15 protein-coding genes, 2 tRNA genes and 1 pseudogene are annotated in these 14,517 nt (G+C 67.9%); 6 read left to right on the forward strand and 12 right to left on the reverse strand.

The genetic code is table 11. The features are described 5' to 3' along the window. Window positions 1–64: 64 nt before the first annotated feature. Window positions 65–343, reverse strand: coding sequence for a hypothetical protein (locus tag BLT59_RS30855; protein ID WP_139174126.1), 279 nt, complete (start codon window positions 341–343; stop codon window positions 65–67). Between the two features lie 237 nt (window positions 344–580). On the opposite strand from BLT59_RS30855, the gene BLT59_RS32285 reads away from it, so the two are divergent. Then, the gene (locus BLT59_RS32285; protein WP_091788436.1) at window positions 581–1,384 is read left to right on the forward strand and encodes a transglycosylase SLT domain-containing protein; all 804 of its coding nucleotides are present in this window, start codon (window positions 581–583) and stop codon (window positions 1,382–1,384) included. A gap of 127 nt (window positions 1,385–1,511) precedes the next feature. Here BLT59_RS32285 and BLT59_RS27235 read toward each other — a convergent pair whose 3' ends face one another. Continuing rightward, window positions 1,512–1,922 carry a cupin domain-containing protein gene (locus BLT59_RS27235; protein ID WP_091788403.1) on the reverse strand — a complete coding sequence of 137 codons (411 nt, stop codon included), beginning with the start codon at window positions 1,920–1,922 and terminating at the stop codon, window positions 1,512–1,514. Between the two features lie 349 nt (window positions 1,923–2,271). On the opposite strand from BLT59_RS27235, the gene BLT59_RS27240 reads away from it, so the two are divergent. Further along, on the forward strand, window positions 2,272–2,568 hold the full coding sequence (locus tag BLT59_RS27240; protein ID WP_091788406.1) for a hypothetical protein: 297 nt from the start codon (window positions 2,272–2,274) through the stop codon (window positions 2,566–2,568). Between the two features lie 1,373 nt (window positions 2,569–3,941). Here BLT59_RS27240 and BLT59_RS27245 read toward each other — a convergent pair. Next, the gene (locus BLT59_RS27245; RefSeq protein WP_091788409.1) at window positions 3,942–4,442 is read right to left on the reverse strand and encodes a hypothetical protein; all 501 of its coding nucleotides are present in this window, start codon (window positions 4,440–4,442) and stop codon (window positions 3,942–3,944) included. A gap of 1,174 nt (window positions 4,443–5,616) precedes the next feature. Between BLT59_RS27245 and BLT59_RS30860 the strand changes: the two are divergent. After that, window positions 5,617–5,730, forward strand: a pseudogene (locus BLT59_RS30860) (IS3 family transposase); the annotation flags it as partial. 232 nt (window positions 5,731–5,962) lie between these two features. Here BLT59_RS30860 and BLT59_RS27250 read toward each other — a convergent pair. Continuing rightward, window positions 5,963–6,034: transfer RNA gene (locus BLT59_RS27250), tRNA-Thr, on the reverse strand. 164 nt (window positions 6,035–6,198) lie between these two features. Between BLT59_RS27250 and BLT59_RS27255 the strand changes: the two genes are divergently transcribed. After that, window positions 6,199–6,585, forward strand: a complete 387-nt coding sequence (locus BLT59_RS27255) for a hypothetical protein (protein ID WP_244514170.1) — start codon at window positions 6,199–6,201, stop codon at window positions 6,583–6,585. A gap of 3 nt (window positions 6,586–6,588) precedes the next feature. Here the strand turns inward: BLT59_RS27255 and BLT59_RS27260 are convergent, their stop codons facing one another. From BLT59_RS27260 to BLT59_RS27290, 7 genes are all read right to left on the reverse strand, one after another. After that, entirely contained in the window at window positions 6,589–7,101 is a 513-nt protein-coding gene (locus BLT59_RS27260) for an STM3941 family protein (protein ID WP_244514171.1), read from the reverse strand. A gap of 283 nt (window positions 7,102–7,384) precedes the next feature. After that, window positions 7,385–7,762: a hypothetical protein gene (locus tag BLT59_RS27265; RefSeq protein ID WP_091788415.1), complete on the reverse strand. Its 378-nt coding sequence runs from the start codon at window positions 7,760–7,762 to the stop codon at window positions 7,385–7,387. Window positions 7,763–7,819: 57 nt separating this feature from the next. Further along, window positions 7,820–8,146 carry a hypothetical protein gene (locus tag BLT59_RS27270; RefSeq protein WP_091788418.1) on the reverse strand — a complete coding sequence of 109 codons (327 nt, stop codon included), beginning with the start codon at window positions 8,144–8,146 and terminating at the stop codon, window positions 7,820–7,822. A gap of 105 nt (window positions 8,147–8,251) precedes the next feature. Continuing rightward, complete coding sequence (locus tag BLT59_RS27275; protein WP_010687322.1) at window positions 8,252–8,617, reverse strand: response regulator; 366 nt, start codon at window positions 8,615–8,617, stop codon at window positions 8,252–8,254. A 164-nt stretch (window positions 8,618–8,781) separates the two neighbouring features. Continuing rightward, window positions 8,782–9,348, reverse strand: a complete 567-nt coding sequence (hpt, locus tag BLT59_RS27280) for a hypoxanthine phosphoribosyltransferase (protein WP_091788421.1) — start codon at window positions 9,346–9,348, stop codon at window positions 8,782–8,784. Window positions 9,349–9,496: 148 nt separating this feature from the next. Next, entirely contained in the window at window positions 9,497–9,832 is a 336-nt protein-coding gene (locus BLT59_RS27285; protein WP_091788424.1) for a hypothetical protein, read from the reverse strand. A gap of 245 nt (window positions 9,833–10,077) precedes the next feature. Then, window positions 10,078–10,154: transfer RNA gene (locus tag BLT59_RS27290), tRNA-His, on the reverse strand. 220 nt (window positions 10,155–10,374) lie between these two features. Between BLT59_RS27290 and BLT59_RS27295 the strand changes: the two genes are divergently transcribed. Then, window positions 10,375–12,306, forward strand: a complete 1,932-nt coding sequence (locus BLT59_RS27295) for a chloride channel protein (RefSeq protein WP_244514172.1) — start codon at window positions 10,375–10,377, stop codon at window positions 12,304–12,306. A 102-nt stretch (window positions 12,307–12,408) separates the two neighbouring features. Further along, complete coding sequence (locus BLT59_RS27300; protein WP_091788427.1) at window positions 12,409–13,500, forward strand: tartrate dehydrogenase; 1,092 nt, start codon at window positions 12,409–12,411, stop codon at window positions 13,498–13,500. A gap of 138 nt (window positions 13,501–13,638) precedes the next feature. Here the strand turns inward: BLT59_RS27300 and BLT59_RS27305 are convergent. After that, a partial coding sequence (locus BLT59_RS27305; RefSeq protein WP_280141088.1) for a transketolase C-terminal domain-containing protein occupies window positions 13,639–14,517 on the reverse strand: 879 nt, incomplete at its 5' end.

Here is a 14,517-nt window from a genome sequence, read left to right on the forward strand (position 1 = left end):
CTTTCGAAGATATTCGCGCGCTTCTTCCAAGGCAGACCTTGTGGTTTCGTGTTTTGTGGTGATTTCACCCGCTCTGATTGCGTATGAAACTGTAAAACGTGCCAAAACGGTATTCCTGATCGACCCAAGGCAAAACGCCCGCTGCGGCGTGGGGCCGGGCGGGCATAGGTGTCTTCTGGATGGGGATATCCGGTAGACACGCGAGCGGCGGATCGGTTCCGGCCGCGATGGGAAAGCCGGTCTCGTGGGCGGCCCGCGTGTCGAGAACACCGGCTCGGTGCGCGTCGCCGTGCAGACGCCGGGTCCAGACATGAACAGCCGCACCCTGGCGGCCGGCAATCACGTCAAGACTGTCGTGCTTCGGAGGGAACGGATGATGGCCGGGGCGGAGGGAGGGTAAAGCGTTTCTGGCAGGCCCGACACGCACGCATCATTTCACCGAAGATAACAGGATTCGCAGACAGGCCCTCGGGTCAATCTTGCACGAAAATTGTTTTCATGCTCTGAAATGCGATAAATCAACCTGTTCCAGAGCGGCAGGGCCGTGGACAGGTCCCGGGAGCACGCGCATCAGGGCAGAATGCAGGACCTGTCGACGATCAGCGTGCATGCATTCCGGGCTCGGGCTCACCGCAGCGCCTTTCGTCGGAACGCGCGCAGATTGGTCCGGGCCAGCACCAGATCGTCCGTCCTGCTGAGTGCCCTCGTTCTCGGCGCCACCGGTGCGATTGTTCCGTCGCGGCCCGAACCCGAGATGGTCTCGTCAGGCCTTGCCAATTCCGGTCTGGCGTCACGGGCTCCGAGCATGGTGACGCTCATGGCTCTCGAAGGCGCGACCGCCAATCTCATCCGGAACAACCTGAGAGCCACGCGCGAGGCAGAAGGGCTTCCTCCGCTTCTCGGCACGCTCCAGGACACTTGGCTGAAGACCTTCTACGGTGACAAGCAGAGGTTGCGGGATTTCATCGCGCACACAGCCGACGCCCGCGGCCTGCCGATCGACTTCTTTCTGCGTCTCCTCCAGCAGGAGAGTGGACTCGATCACCGCGCCGTCAGCCGTACGGGAGCACAGGGCGTCGCGCAGTTCATGCCGGCAACCGCGACGGAACGCGGCTTGGTCGATCCCTTCGATCCGTTTGAGGCCATACCGAAGGCCGCAGAGTATCTGTGCGAACAGCGGGCCGTCTTCGGTAGCTTGGGCTTGGCAGCCGCCGCCTACAATGCAGGCCCGCAGCGCGTGCGGAACTGGCTCGCGGGGCGCTCAGCGCTGCCGCAGGAGACCAGAGCCTACGTCGCGAAAATCACCGGTCGGTCCGCGGACGACTGGCGACAAGGCGGCGACAGGTTCGCCGTCGCCGAGCCCGGCGCCCGGAACGACTGGTAAGTGCGCGCGCCGACTCGCGGCCTCGGCCGCCAGCAACCGCGTCCGCAACGTCCGACGGAATCGCGGGCGGCAGAGGGCGACGGCGGAATGAACCTCCGCCTCCGGCAACAGCGACGAGCAGCGAGGCTTATGTCGGCGCCGCAACCGGTGTTGCGAGGGGCTTCCCCTTCTGCACCGTGAAGGTGACGAATAGCTTGGTCGCCTGCGCACCGTTCTTGAGCGCGTGCGGGGTTTCCGGCGCGGTCACCCAGGAGGCGCCGGGCTTCAACATCTGCGTCGCCCTGTCCTTGACCTGCAGCTCGCTCACGCCTTCCAGCGCGTAGCCCGCCTCGGTGCCGGGATGGGTGTGCCAATCGATGACGACGTTCGGCTCCACATCGACGATCACTTGAAGGGTCTCGTAGCCCGGGACCGGGCCGTCGATCCGTGAGGTGATCGTTCGCTTGATGCCGCTCGGCGTCTGTGCCGCCGCGTCATCTGCCACCAAGCCAATCGCCGCGCAGATCGCGCAGCCGGTGAAGATTCTCCTGCTTAACATGCGCTCCCTCCCCTCGCGCGCCGGAGATCGAAGCCATCCGCGCACCGCAAGTCACAGCCAATCACGACCGCTTCAGCGGCTCCGGCAAATCTGCTTGCGGACGCATCTTGCTCCGGCTCCGTGCCAGCCGGAAGGGGAAAAGACTGTCATCGTGACAGAGCGGCGCAGCAATTTACTGAATTACCCGGGATCGAGGGCCCACATCGGTCCGCGGCAACCTCTTCCGCGCCCTCCTGAAGAACCGTGGCCGGCAGAGGGCGAAGGCGGGGCAAACGGGAACGGTGTGAGACGCTGTCGGGTTTACCCAAGCCAGCGCCGCATGCCCGCGGAGGTGGCCAGGAGAAAGCGTTTGCTCAAGGTACCGACACTGACGGCTGGGCTGTTCGCAGCCAGCCTGTTTCTCGCACCTGTCCAGGCATCCGCGGCTCAGATCGGCATCGGGGCCGTTCCTGAGGCCGCGACTGCCGTGCAGGAGATCCAGTATGGCTACGGCGGACCGCGCTTCGGGCCGCGCGGTTACGGTCACCGCGGCTATGGTGGGCCCCGCTTCCATGGTCGCGGCTACGGCTATGGGCGCGGTTACGGTCATGGCTATGGCCGCGGTTATGGTCGCGGTTATGGATATGGGCGTCGCGGCGGCTTCTGATCGCTTCCCCTGCCAGGCTGATCCGAGCAAGCCCGCCCGGTCCGCCGGCGCGGGCTTCTCTGTGCCGTGCTGGGCGCTATCGTCCCCGCAGGAAGAAGAACCAGATCAGGATCAGGACGGGGATCGGCACCCCTAAGAGCCACAGCAGGCTACCAGTCAGCATGTCTTACTCCATGAGCTGACCGGGCAACCCCGCGGCTCGCGAGCCTGTTCCTGGGCCCGATCCCTCCGCCATCGGGATCTCTTCGGCCGCCTGGTGCAGAACGACCTGCGGCCAATGGCAGAGGCGGAGTCGATCAGCCTCCGCCGCCGCCACTTCCGCCCGTCCCGGGACCGCCGAGATTGCCGTCCTTGTTCGGCGTATTCCAATGGATGATGCCGTCATCCGCAGGCCGCAGCGTCGTGGTCGGCAGACGCGGGTAACCGAACGGTGGGGCTTCGGTCGTTGCACGCGGCGCCGCCCGATGAGCCCGACCGCGCTGAGCCTCGGCAGGAAGGCTCACCGATCCCGCGAGCACCGCTATGAGCCACCTGACCGTCGCGCGTCTCATCATCGCCCCACGTCGCGCAGTGTGCGTCCTCCGGCAGGGTAGCTCGCGGCGCTTCCGTATCAATGGCCTGCGTTAGGCGGCCGCCTTCGTGAGGCTCTGGCCGGTCGGACAGACCTGCCGCTGCCGACCGCGATGCGGTGATGCGGGCGTCGCCCTGGCCCCTCCATCCACGCCCGCCCGCGCATCTGGAGGAGGGCATTGGGCGGGCACGGAGGTCGGGAGGTAAGTCCGACCATCAACGCTATCGTGGCTCGGATCGGGCGATCTCTCACTTACGCGAGAAGCCGCTCGGACATTCAGGCATCCACGCCCGCCCGTTGACGGCTTGAGGGGCCCACCAGGCGGGTGGGCGTGGAGGTCGAGCGATATCGACGCGTCAAAGATAGGACGACGAAACTTGGCGGTTCGCTCTCATTTGATGCCCTCACGAGCGATGCCGGCGTTTTCCTGGGGCATCGGCAAGAGGCGGCATCCACGCCCGCCCCGACAGTGAGGGGCAGTCTGCGGGCGGGCGCGGACGGCCGGCGGGGGCTTAGGCCGCCGACAAACTCGGCAGTAGCGAGCGAGCTTTGCCGGATGATGTCCACGCCTCAGGCAGGCCACGCGTGCCTTCTACAGGCCCCCCGGCGCACCGCCTCGGCCATTACCCTGGCGGGCCGACGCAGGTGGCGGCCAGGAGGAAAACGAGGCTGGGCAAGTGATCGATATGGTCCCGGCGGAAGTGGCCAAATGATGCGGTATGACGCCCTAGATCACCATTCTGTAGTGGGGCAGGTCTGCGCTCAAGGGCGTGCGATAAACCTGACGTTACACTTGAAGCGACTAGCCGTTGCCCTCTGCGTTCTCGTAGGAGCGTCGCCTGTTCAGGCTGCCGCCTTCGTAGAGGATGACCGGATGTGGGCCCGCGAAGCTGACCCCGAGGTCAAACTTGGCCGATCCGCTCTTTCGCGTCCCGCGCTTGGGATTAGCCACGGTGAAATCGATGGTGGAGCGGGCTGCACACTTCCGAGCAGCAGTGTTGCAGATCACCCGCAGGGTGCCAGGGCGGTGCGCATAGTGCCTGACAGGCCACTGCGAGATGGCGCGCTGCTTCTCCGCCTGTAGGTCCGCCTGGGTGTATGGCTTCCCATAGAAGAGGACCGTTCGCCCATACATGTAGGGCACGCCCGCCACCGGGCTCACATTGCTTGAGGACCAGATCTGGAGATATCGGTCAGCGATAAACGCGGTGCGCTCTTTCATCTCCTGGGGACTAACGGCGTATGAGGGTGAAACAGCCATAATGGCGACCGCGCCAATCAGCAGTGCCCTAAAGTTTGCCATGCCAGTCCCTGTCCGTTGTGAGCTAAGGAGCTTCAACGTTCCACAAGCCAACGCATGACGCCATTGGTCTGAGTCGACGTCATCTCCTCCCGGTGCTGTCTTGGCTGATCGTCTATATCACGTTCATAACGGTCAGAGAGTTCGACATAGCGGCGTCCATAAGGCTGTTCTGCCGGATAACCGTAGCTACGATTCGGAACATAGACACGGCGAACCTGCCGCTCCACTGCGGGGCTCTTATCGTCCTCGGCGTCATCGTTTGAGGCTACGCGCGCAGTCTCATGCTTATGGCTTAGCCTTGCCGTGACTTGGTGAGCCTGCGTCTTGCGGGCTGCGAGGTCGTCAGAGGGCTTCGACGGTGCAGGCCGTTCAGTCGGCTTTGCGGCCAGGACGGGACGACTCGATGCCTCCGGCTTCGCCTTCAGCTCTGACAGGGACGGCCGAGGAGGTGGGGAAACCTGGGCCGCAATGGAACGCGGAGCCTGTCGTGCTCCATCCTGCGCACCCTCCTGCGACACGGCGCTCTTCGCGTGATCCGCCTTCTCATCCAGATGAAACACCAGCGGAGGCAGAGATGTGCGTGTGGGGTGCGCCTCCGAGCCTCGCTTGATAGGATCGACCCAGCCATTCGCGCCGGAAGGTGGCTGCGAGCCTGTCGCAGGATGTTCGTCAGAATGGCGTGGTGGGGTCTCAAGCGCAGCTATCTTTGCAGGCTTAGACGCCGCCCCTGGTTCCGGTGCGGTGGACGGACGGCCCATGAAGGCGCCCGTCATAGCAACGCCACCCGCGAAGGCGGCTATCAGGCCAAGGAACGGCTTTACAGGCGCACTCATGGGCACTCTGTCCAACGGGCGGTTCTGGATCGGGCGTATGGGCACAAACCCTGAGGAGCCCGGAGTGGTTCCGATATCCTGCGGCCCGCTGCCGCGTCCCGCGCGCCCGCCAACATCTTAAGGGGGTGTCACGCCCAGAGGACGCCCTCGGCCTCGCAAAGAGGCTCGCGGCGATCGCGTCGCCCGGCGGGGCATCAAGGCCGCCCCGGCATCCGCCCGCTCAACACCTCTGAGAATCCGTCCGGGAAGTCCATTTCAGCGGGCAAGTCGCTGGCCTGACCGGCTGGCTTTGAAGCGGGCTGCTTGAGAGGATCAGCCTGGATCGGAGGAGCTGGGGATGAAGCGACGACGAAGGCCGCGCCGTCATCACCCCGGCGTCCGAGTACGGGCGCTACGACTATCGCCGTGTCACCGCGCTGCCGCAGGCAGCGGGCTGGCGGGTGGCGAAGGACCGGGCCCATGGTTCGACAAGCTCACCATGAGGGCATCTGGCGTCGCGCGGGGCGCCCGGTCCAAAATACCGGTCAGGTTACATCGCCCGTGACACCAGCGACGGAGCGGATTTTTACCACCGGCCATCCGGTGTCGAGGAACTTCGGAGCAAGGGGACACCCAAAGTCACGCCTGGGACACGTCTCAGAGCCCCTTAAGCTCCTCCACGAACGACACAAAATGCTGGTCAAGCGGTGCCGGTGGAGAGGATCGAACTCCCGACCTTCGGTTTACAAAACCGCTGCACTACCGCTGTGCTACACCGGCAGGCGCTCTGAAACCATTGAGGAAATTCGCGGTTTCGGAGCGTCAGAGGCGCTTTTGACTACGTTTGAGGGCGCTTCGTCAAGGCACCGATCTCGGCACATTCCGGCCGCAGCGGCTCCGCACCAACCTTCAGGCGCGCGCAATCGGCCGCCTGGAGACCGGCGGTGCAGCCACCCGCCTGGCGACGAACGCTCGGCTCGCGCGTTGTCGGTGCGGACCGCCTTCGCCTGGAGTCCTCGATGCTCGCCCGATCCGCACTGCTCGTCATCGTCCTCACGTCGAGCGCACAAGCCGCCGCCTTCGACGACCTGAAAGGCTATCTGGCGTCCTGCCTGCGGTTCGAGATGAACGGCGCCGGCCCGCACCAGGGCGCTCCCCTCTCGGCCAGGATCCGCTCTGCGCTGGATCGATGCTCCGACGACGTCGCTCGCCTCGAACGGGCGGACGGGCGCCGTCTGCGCGGCGATGGCGGGATCAGCCCGTCGACCAAGGAGGTGATCCGGAGCGTCGTCGGCGGCGGTGAGAGCGGCTTCCGCAGCGTTCGGTACTGACCGCTACGGAAGCGGCCGGTTGCGTCCGATCACCTCTGCCAATGCCGGGAAGCCGCCGGTCAGTTCGGCCGTGCCGATCCAGTAGCGCCGCCCGAACATCCGGTTCAGCCCGGACACAAACCGGGCCTGCCTCGTCCACGGGAGATCGGCATCCGCTTCAGGATCGATCTCCAACTGGTACGAGCGGGCGGTCAGGACCCTCGTCGGTTTGACGGCTCGAATTGCCGTCCAGGGGATCCAGTCCGTTGAGAGACGCCGATCATAGATGCCGCGGGGCCCGACAGACACCACCGGTCCGCGCTGACGCAGCCTGGAGCCCCACACGATCGCGCCGAAGCCGAAGAACACCAGGCCGAGATACATCTCGAACGCGCGAAAGCTGCCGCGTGTGGCGACCTGATCTCCGCTGCCGGAATGAGCCAAGATGATCCAGGCGCAGGCCGCGGCGAAGCCGCAGGATCCCAAGAACAGGGCCAGCGTCCGCGCGGACGAACGATAGATGTCGACGGCCCGCATAGGGATCCTCCACCCCTGAAACGTTGACGTTACCGCCCGGGCTTGGGGCCCGAGGTGTGGCCGGACACGGCGATCACCGAGGGCCGCGATGGAGCGCGGGACCCGCCGTCACGCCGCGGCGCGCGCACGGATCGAACAGGCAGGTGCGGGGATGCGCGCGACAGGCATCCGGTGGACACGCTTGCGGCACGCAGGCCGTGCGACATGGGCTCGCCACGCGCCGGCTATCGGCTGCCGTGCCCTCCGCTCAACCCGGGCGGCGCCGGACCTGCGCGGCCCGGCTTCACCGGCCCGAGCGGCGGATCAGGCTCTTGAGGCGCTGGTCGGCGGTATCGAGGCGCTCGGCGATGCCGCGCCGGATGCACTTCCCGACGGAATCGCCCGCGTAGAACCCGACCGTCTGATCCTGAGCCCGGCAGGACTGGATCGGCGGCCAAGCCACCACCCCGGCGACGACCAGCAGCACGACCAGGCAGTCGACGACGAGCCAACCCTTCCAGCCGAGCCGGAAGCCGCGCACCCGCGCGGGCGCCCGGCTCCGGCGGGCCGGCCGGTTCGCCGCGTCCGGACCGACCCGCGCCATGCGGGCGCGGAACTGGGCCTCCTCGATGGCATCCGGCGCGCGGCTGGATGAGGCCGGGAGGAGCGGGCGGCTGGACATGGCGGCCTCACAGGAGACGGTTCGGGGTGGATCGGCGCGGCGCGATGCGCCCGGGACTCAATTGATAAGCCGCTTCAGGAGCGCGAGATTCTCCTGAATCGAGAGGACGTTGCCGAGCATCTCGGTGCGCGCGCATGCGCCGGTCCCGACGAGCCCGAGCCAGCCTGCCGCCGGAGGGGCGCTGCAATCGGCGAAGCTGCCGTACAGGAACAGCGCCGCCGGCACCGCGAGGGCCGAGAGCTTCATCAGCGAGACGAGCCGTCCGAAAACGCTCTTGCGCGGACGCCGCGTCTCCCGATCCTCGTCCCAGGCCCCGTCATCCGGCTCCCAGGCATAGCGGTCCGCTTGATACGCCGCGTCGATGTCCCGGTCCCGGCGATACATGGCGATCGTGTGCTCGGTCTGATCAAGTCAGTCCGAGACTGCCACGCTTTCGTGAAGCCCAACCTAAGGGAAATGTTTAAGTTCGGCTGAACGGGCGGCCGCGCTTCAGGCGGCGAGCGCCCGCTTCACCGTGGCGCGCAGATCCGCCAGGGAGAAGGGCTTGGTCAGCACGTCGGTGACGATGGCATCGAGTCCGCGCGCGCGCTCGCGCTGATCGGCGAAGCCGGTCATCAGCAGGATGGTCAGGTCGGGGAAGTCGCGCTTGGCGGCGAGGGCCAGCGCGATGCCGTCCATGAGCGGCATGCGGATATCGGTGAGCATCAGATCGAAGCCGCCATCGGCCTCGTTGAGGCGGTCGAGCCCGTCGCTGCCGTCGTTGGCCGTGACGACCGCGTGGCCGTCGATCTCGAGTCCCCGCTTGAGGAAGCCCCGGACGGTCTCTTCGTCATCCACCAGGAGGATGCGCGCCATGTGGTTCCGTAACCGTCCTCGAAATCAGGCGGCATCCCGCTGGGATGACGCGAGCGCCCAAACGCCGACAGACACAGACGCGCTCGCCATCTGTCAAGACGCCGCGCGTCGAAATAGCCCTGGCATCGCGTCGCGGGGCGAAAATGCCGCGCCGCCGAAGGCGATCAGGCGTCGAACAGATCCGGGGCGCTGTCGCCGTAATCGACGACGCCGACGAAGGGCAGCTGGCGGAACGCATGGGCGGCGTCCATCCCGTAGCCCACGACGAACACGTCGGGGCAGGTGAAGCCGACGAAATCCGCGTCGATCGTCACGGCGCGCTTGCCCGGCTTCTCCAGCAGCACCGCGGTGAGCACGCGCCGGGCGCCCCGGGCCATCAGCAGGTCTTTGGCGAAGACGACGGTCCGGCCCGATTCCAGGATATCGTCCACGAGCAGCACGTCCCGCCCGCGCACCTCGCTCTGCACGTCGCGCAGGATCTCGACCTGTCCGCTGGAGACGGTCCCCGTGCGGTAGCTCGACAGGTGCACGAATTCGACCTGCGGCGCGAGCCCGACCCGGTGCAGCGCCCGGAGCAGATCGGCTGCGAACATGAAGCTGCCCTTGAGCACCGCCACGACGAGGAGGTTCTCGGGCTGCGCGGCCTGGATCTCGCGGGCGAGCTCGTCGTTGCGCTTGGCGATGGCCGCCTCGTCGAACAAGGTTCGGACGCGCCGTTCAGGGATGCTCATCTCTCGTGTCCCGAAGCCCGGTCGCGGGGCGGTATCCGCCGCGCTCGGAGACGGTCTTAGCGTCCCGGGCGCGCGCGGGAAACTCCGGATCCGAAACGACCACCCGGCGCCGTCATGCGGTGCGGCCGGGACCCGCGCGATGGCGGTGTCAGGCTTCGGCCGCCGGCCGGAACGGACGGAGCAGACGGGTCAGCCGGCGCCTGCGTGGCGGGGTCCTGCCGGTGTGCGGCTCCGGCCCATTCGCATCGTTCGGCTCGCCACGCTCGTTCGCTTCGCCATGCCGGACCTGCTCCAGCACGTCCGTCACGATGCGGGGGATGGGGCGCGCATGCTCCTCCAGGAGCAGCGAGGCGGTCCAGAGCCGGCCGGCATTTGCGAGCGGCAATGTCCCCTGCTTCAGGCGCTCCATCAGCATCCGGTCGGCCAGCGAGGCCGCAAGGGCGCTCACGATTTCGAGCTGATCCTGCTGTGTCGTGGTCTTCATGTCAGTCTTCACGCCAACGAAGATAATTAGCTCCCATTGATGACTGTATGCGGCCAAATAGGGCGATTCTATAACATGCACGTCTTGGGAGGCCGGCCGTGTCCAGTTCGGCTTCGGCGCGGCGCACCCGCGTCATCGGGTTCGGTGCGCGCTGGCACGGGCCCGATCCGACCGATGGCCGCATGCCCGCGCAAGCAAAAGGGGCTGGCGATCCGCCAACCCCTTGCGCCGTCGAGCTGAATGGATGGTACCACCGCCCCGGCTCGAACGGGGGACCCCCAGATCCACAATCTGGTGCTCTAACCAACTGAGCTACGGCGGCACTGGCGCGGGGTGTATCGTGGGCCGCGGCAGTTTTCAAGGCGATGTGTGCACGGGATTTGGACTCCGCGGATAGAGCCCTCCGGGCCCCTGCGCCCGGGAGACGCGCGGCCCGGGGCACGCCCCCGTTTGCAACGGGATCGGGCCCGGCTGTAACTGCGGCGTCAAGGCCGATGCGTCGGCCTGGCCCATCGGACGGACCGGAGGCGAAGAAGCGGACCGTGAGCGCGCGACAGCCAGCGGGCGCCGCCGGTGGGGGCAGGGCACCCGGCGACGGATCGGCCGATGTCCCGGCTCGGGCGGCTGTCCGGCCGGGCCGACGGGCTCGTCGGCGCTGGGCCGGCATCGGCCTCGTCCAGGCACCGGGACGGCTGCGCAGCCTCGTCCGCCGCAGTGAAGGAGGGCTCGTCGCCCTCGCGACCCTGGTGGGCTGCGTCGCCGGCGTGGCGGTCTCCGCCATGACCTGGATCACCCAGAGCCTGCGCGAGATCCTCTACCAGCTGCCCGCGGGCGCGCGTCTCAGCGCGGTCGATGCCGTGTCTCCCGTGCTCCTGCTCGTGGGCCCATGCCTGGGCGGCGCCGTCCTCGGCCTGGTGATCATCGCCGCCAATTACATCCGCGGCCCGCGCAAGCGCCCGGCCATCGACCCGATCGAGGCGAACGCCCTGCATGGCGGCCGGATGTCCCTGCGCGACAGCCTCTATCTCGCCTTCCAGAACGTCATCTCGAACGGGTCCGGAGCCTCGGTGGGGCTTGAAGCCGGTTACACCCAGATCGCCTCCGGACTCGCCTCGCGGTTGGGCATCGCCTTCGAGGTGCGGCGCAGCGACCTGCGCACCCTGGTGGGCTGCGGCGCCGCCGGGGCCATCGCGGCCGGTTTCGGCGCGCCGCTCGCGGGGGCCTTCTACGCCTTCGAGCTGATCATCGGCACCTATTCCATCGCCACCCTGACACCCGTCGTCGTCGCCGCGCTCTGCGGCAACCTGATCTCCCGGTCGCTGATCGCAGCCCAGCCCCTGGTCGACCTCGGCGACATGCAGGCGGTCACGACCTCGCATGTCACCAGCCTGGAGATCCTGCCGAGCCTCGCCCTCGGGCTGGTCTGCGCGGGCCTCGGGATCCTGATCATGCGCGGGGTCACCCTGGTCGAGCGCCTGGTCCAGGCATCGGGCGTCCCGCGGGTGGCGGCGCCCGCCTTCGGGGGCCTGTGCGTCGGCGCGCTGGCGCTGCTGGCGACGCCGCAGGTGCTCTCGGGCGGCCACGGCGCCCTGCACATGCATTTCGCCGCCGAGGGGCAGGGGCACGGCATCGCGGTCCTGGCAGGGCTGTTCGCCGCCAAGGCCACGGCCTCGGCGATCTCGATTGGCTCGGGCTTCCGGGGCGGCCTGTTCTTCGCCTCCCTGTTCCTGGGCGCCATCGCCGGCAAGCTGTTCGCGGCCCTCGCCCCCGTGCTGGTGCCGCCGCTCGCGGATTTCGGCCTCACGCCGCTCGCCTACGCGGTGATCGGCATGAGCGCGCTGGCGGTGGCGGTGATCGGCGGGCCGCTCACCATGACGTTCCTGGCGCTGGAGGTCACCGGCAGCCTGCCGATCACCGGCGTCGTGCTGGCGGCGGTGATCGCGTCCTCGCTGACCGTGCGCAAGACCTTCGGCTACTCCTTCGCCACCTGGCGCTTCCACCTGCGCGGCGAGAGCATCCGCAGCCCCCACGATGTCGGCTGGATCCGCTCGCTCACCGTCGGCCGGCTGATGCGGCGCAATCCCGGCACCGTGGCTCTGGACACGCCGCTGCCCACCTTCCTGCGCGCGCACCCCCTCGGCTCGCCCTCCCGGGTGATCGTCGTGGACGGGCGCGGACGCTATGCCGGGATCGTGAACGTGCCGGAGGCGCACGCGGCCGCCCGGGATTCCGCCGCCGACGCGCAGCCCGTGCTCGCCGACCTGCTCCTGCACGCGGACGATTTCCTCACGCCGGGCATGAACGCCAAGGACGCCGCCGCCGCCTTCGACCGGACGGAGAGCGAGGCGCTCGCGGTGGTCGAGAGCGTCGAGAGCCGGAAGGTGCTGGGCCTGCTCACCGAGAGCCACACGCTCAAGCGCTACAGCGAGGAACTCGACCGCCAACGCCGGGCGATGGCCGGCGAAACCGACTGATTGTCAGGCCGGCCTGTTGACCGGAGACCCTTCTCCGCCACCCTGGCGCCCACGACCGGAGCTTGCTGCAAGGCCCGGTATCCGACACTCTTGAGAGGACCCATGGCCGATCAGACCAGCAGCCCGCAGCGCCGCTACCGCATCGCGGTGATCCCCGGCGACGGCATCGGCAAGGAGGTGGTGCCCGAAGGCGTGCGCGTGCTGGAGCAGGCGGCCAAGCGGCACGGCTTCTCGCTCCAGCTCGACTGGTTCGATTTCGCGAGCTGCGACTATTACGAGACGCACGGCCGGATGATGCCGGAAGACTGGAAGGCGCGGATCGAGACCCACGACGCGATCTATTTCGGTGCGGTCGGCATGCCCGAGCGGGTGCCCGACCACATCTCCCTCTGGGGCTCGCTGATCCTGTTCCGACGGGAATTCGACCAATACGCCAACCTGCGCCCGGTGCGGCTGATGCCGGGGGTGAAGTGCCCGCTGGCCGACCGCAAGCCCGGCGACATCGACTTCTGGGTGGTCCGCGAGAACACCGAGGGCGAGTACTCGAACGCGGGCGGCCGGATGTTCGCCGGCACCGATCGGGAGTTCGCCCTGCAGGAAACGATCATGACCCGGCACGGGACGGACCGGATCCTCAAATTCGCCTTCGAGCTGGCCCAGAAGCGCCCGAAGAAGCACCTGACCTCGGCCACGAAGTCGAACGGCATCTCGATCACCATGCCGTACTGGGACGAGCGGGTGAAAGCGGTGGCCGAATCCTACCCGGACGTCCGGTGGGACCAGTACCACATCGACATCCTGACCGCGCATTTCGTCCTGAACCCGGACCGGTTCGACGTGGTGGTCGCCTCCAACCTGTTCGGCGACATCCTGTCGGATCTGGGGCCCGCCTGCACGGGCACGATCGGCATCGCGCCGTCCGGCAACATCAACCCGGAGCGGGTGCACCCTTCCGTGTTCGAGCCGGTCCACGGCTCGGCGCCGGACATTGCCGGCCAGGGGATCGCCAATCCGATCGGCCAGATCTGGTCGGGGGCGATGATGCTGGAGCATCTCGGCGAGCACGCGGCGGCGGCCGAGATCGTCGGCGGGATCGAGCGGGTGCTGTCCGAGCGGACGCTGCGCACCCGCGACCTCGGCGGCAACGCCGACACGCAGGCCTGCGGCAAGGCGGTGGCGCAGGCGCTGGGATAGGCGCCGGGGTAGGCGCCGGGGTAGGGGCGGCTTTGGCGACCCTGCTTCAGTCTGAGGGCTGCGCAGGATGAGGCGCGGGTCCCCTCTCCCGCACGGGAGAGGGAGCCTGTCGCGCTTCGCTCCGCCGAACGGCAGGGTTCAGCGCGGCCGGCGGCGCACGCTCACGACGTTGCTGGCCGGCTCCGCCTTGCCGGAGGCTGCCGGCAATGTGTCGAGGGCTGTCTGGACGATGGTTTTGGCATCGAGCCCGGCCTCGGCGTACATCTTCTCGGGGCTGTCGTGGTCCTGGTAGGCGTCCGGCAGCGTCAGCGTCCGCACCCGCACCTGGCCCGCATCCAGCGCGCCCCGCTCGGCCAGCAGGTGCAGCACCATCGCGCCGAACCCGCCGCGCGAGCCCTCCTCGATCGTGAGCAGAACCTCGTGCTCCCGCGCCAGATCCAGGATCAGCGCCTCGTCCAGAGGCTTGGCAAACCGCGCATCCGCGACCGTCACCGCAACCCCCTGCTCCGAGAGCGTGTCGGCCGCCTTCAAGGCCTCCGACAGGCGCGTGCCCAGGCTCAGGATCGCAACCCGCGCCTCCCCGTCGCGGCGCACCACACGGCCCTTGCCGACGGCCAGGACCTCGCCCCGCTCCGGAAGCTCGACACCCACGCCCTCGCCGCGCGGGTAGCGCAGCGCGATCGGGCCGCTGTCATGCGCGTGCGCCGTCGCCACCATGTGCACCAGCTCCGCCTCGTCGGAAGCCGCCATCACGGTCATGTTCGGCAGGCAGCACAGATACGCCAGGTCGAACGCCCCCGCATGCGTCGCCCCGTCCGCACCCACCAGACCCGCCCGGTCCAGGCAGAACCGCACGGGCAGGTTCTGCAGCGCCACATCGTGCACCACCTGGTCGTAGGCCCGCTGCAGGAAGGTCGAGTAGATCGCCACGAACGGCCGGTAGCCCTCCGTCGCCAGTCCCCCCGCGAACGTCACCGCGTGCTGCTCGGCGATGCCGACGTCGAAGGTCTTGTCCGG

The sequence above is a fragment of the Methylobacterium sp. UNC378MF genome (genome assembly GCF_900103195.1).
Taxonomy (GTDB): Bacteria; Pseudomonadota; Alphaproteobacteria; order Rhizobiales; family Beijerinckiaceae; genus Methylobacterium.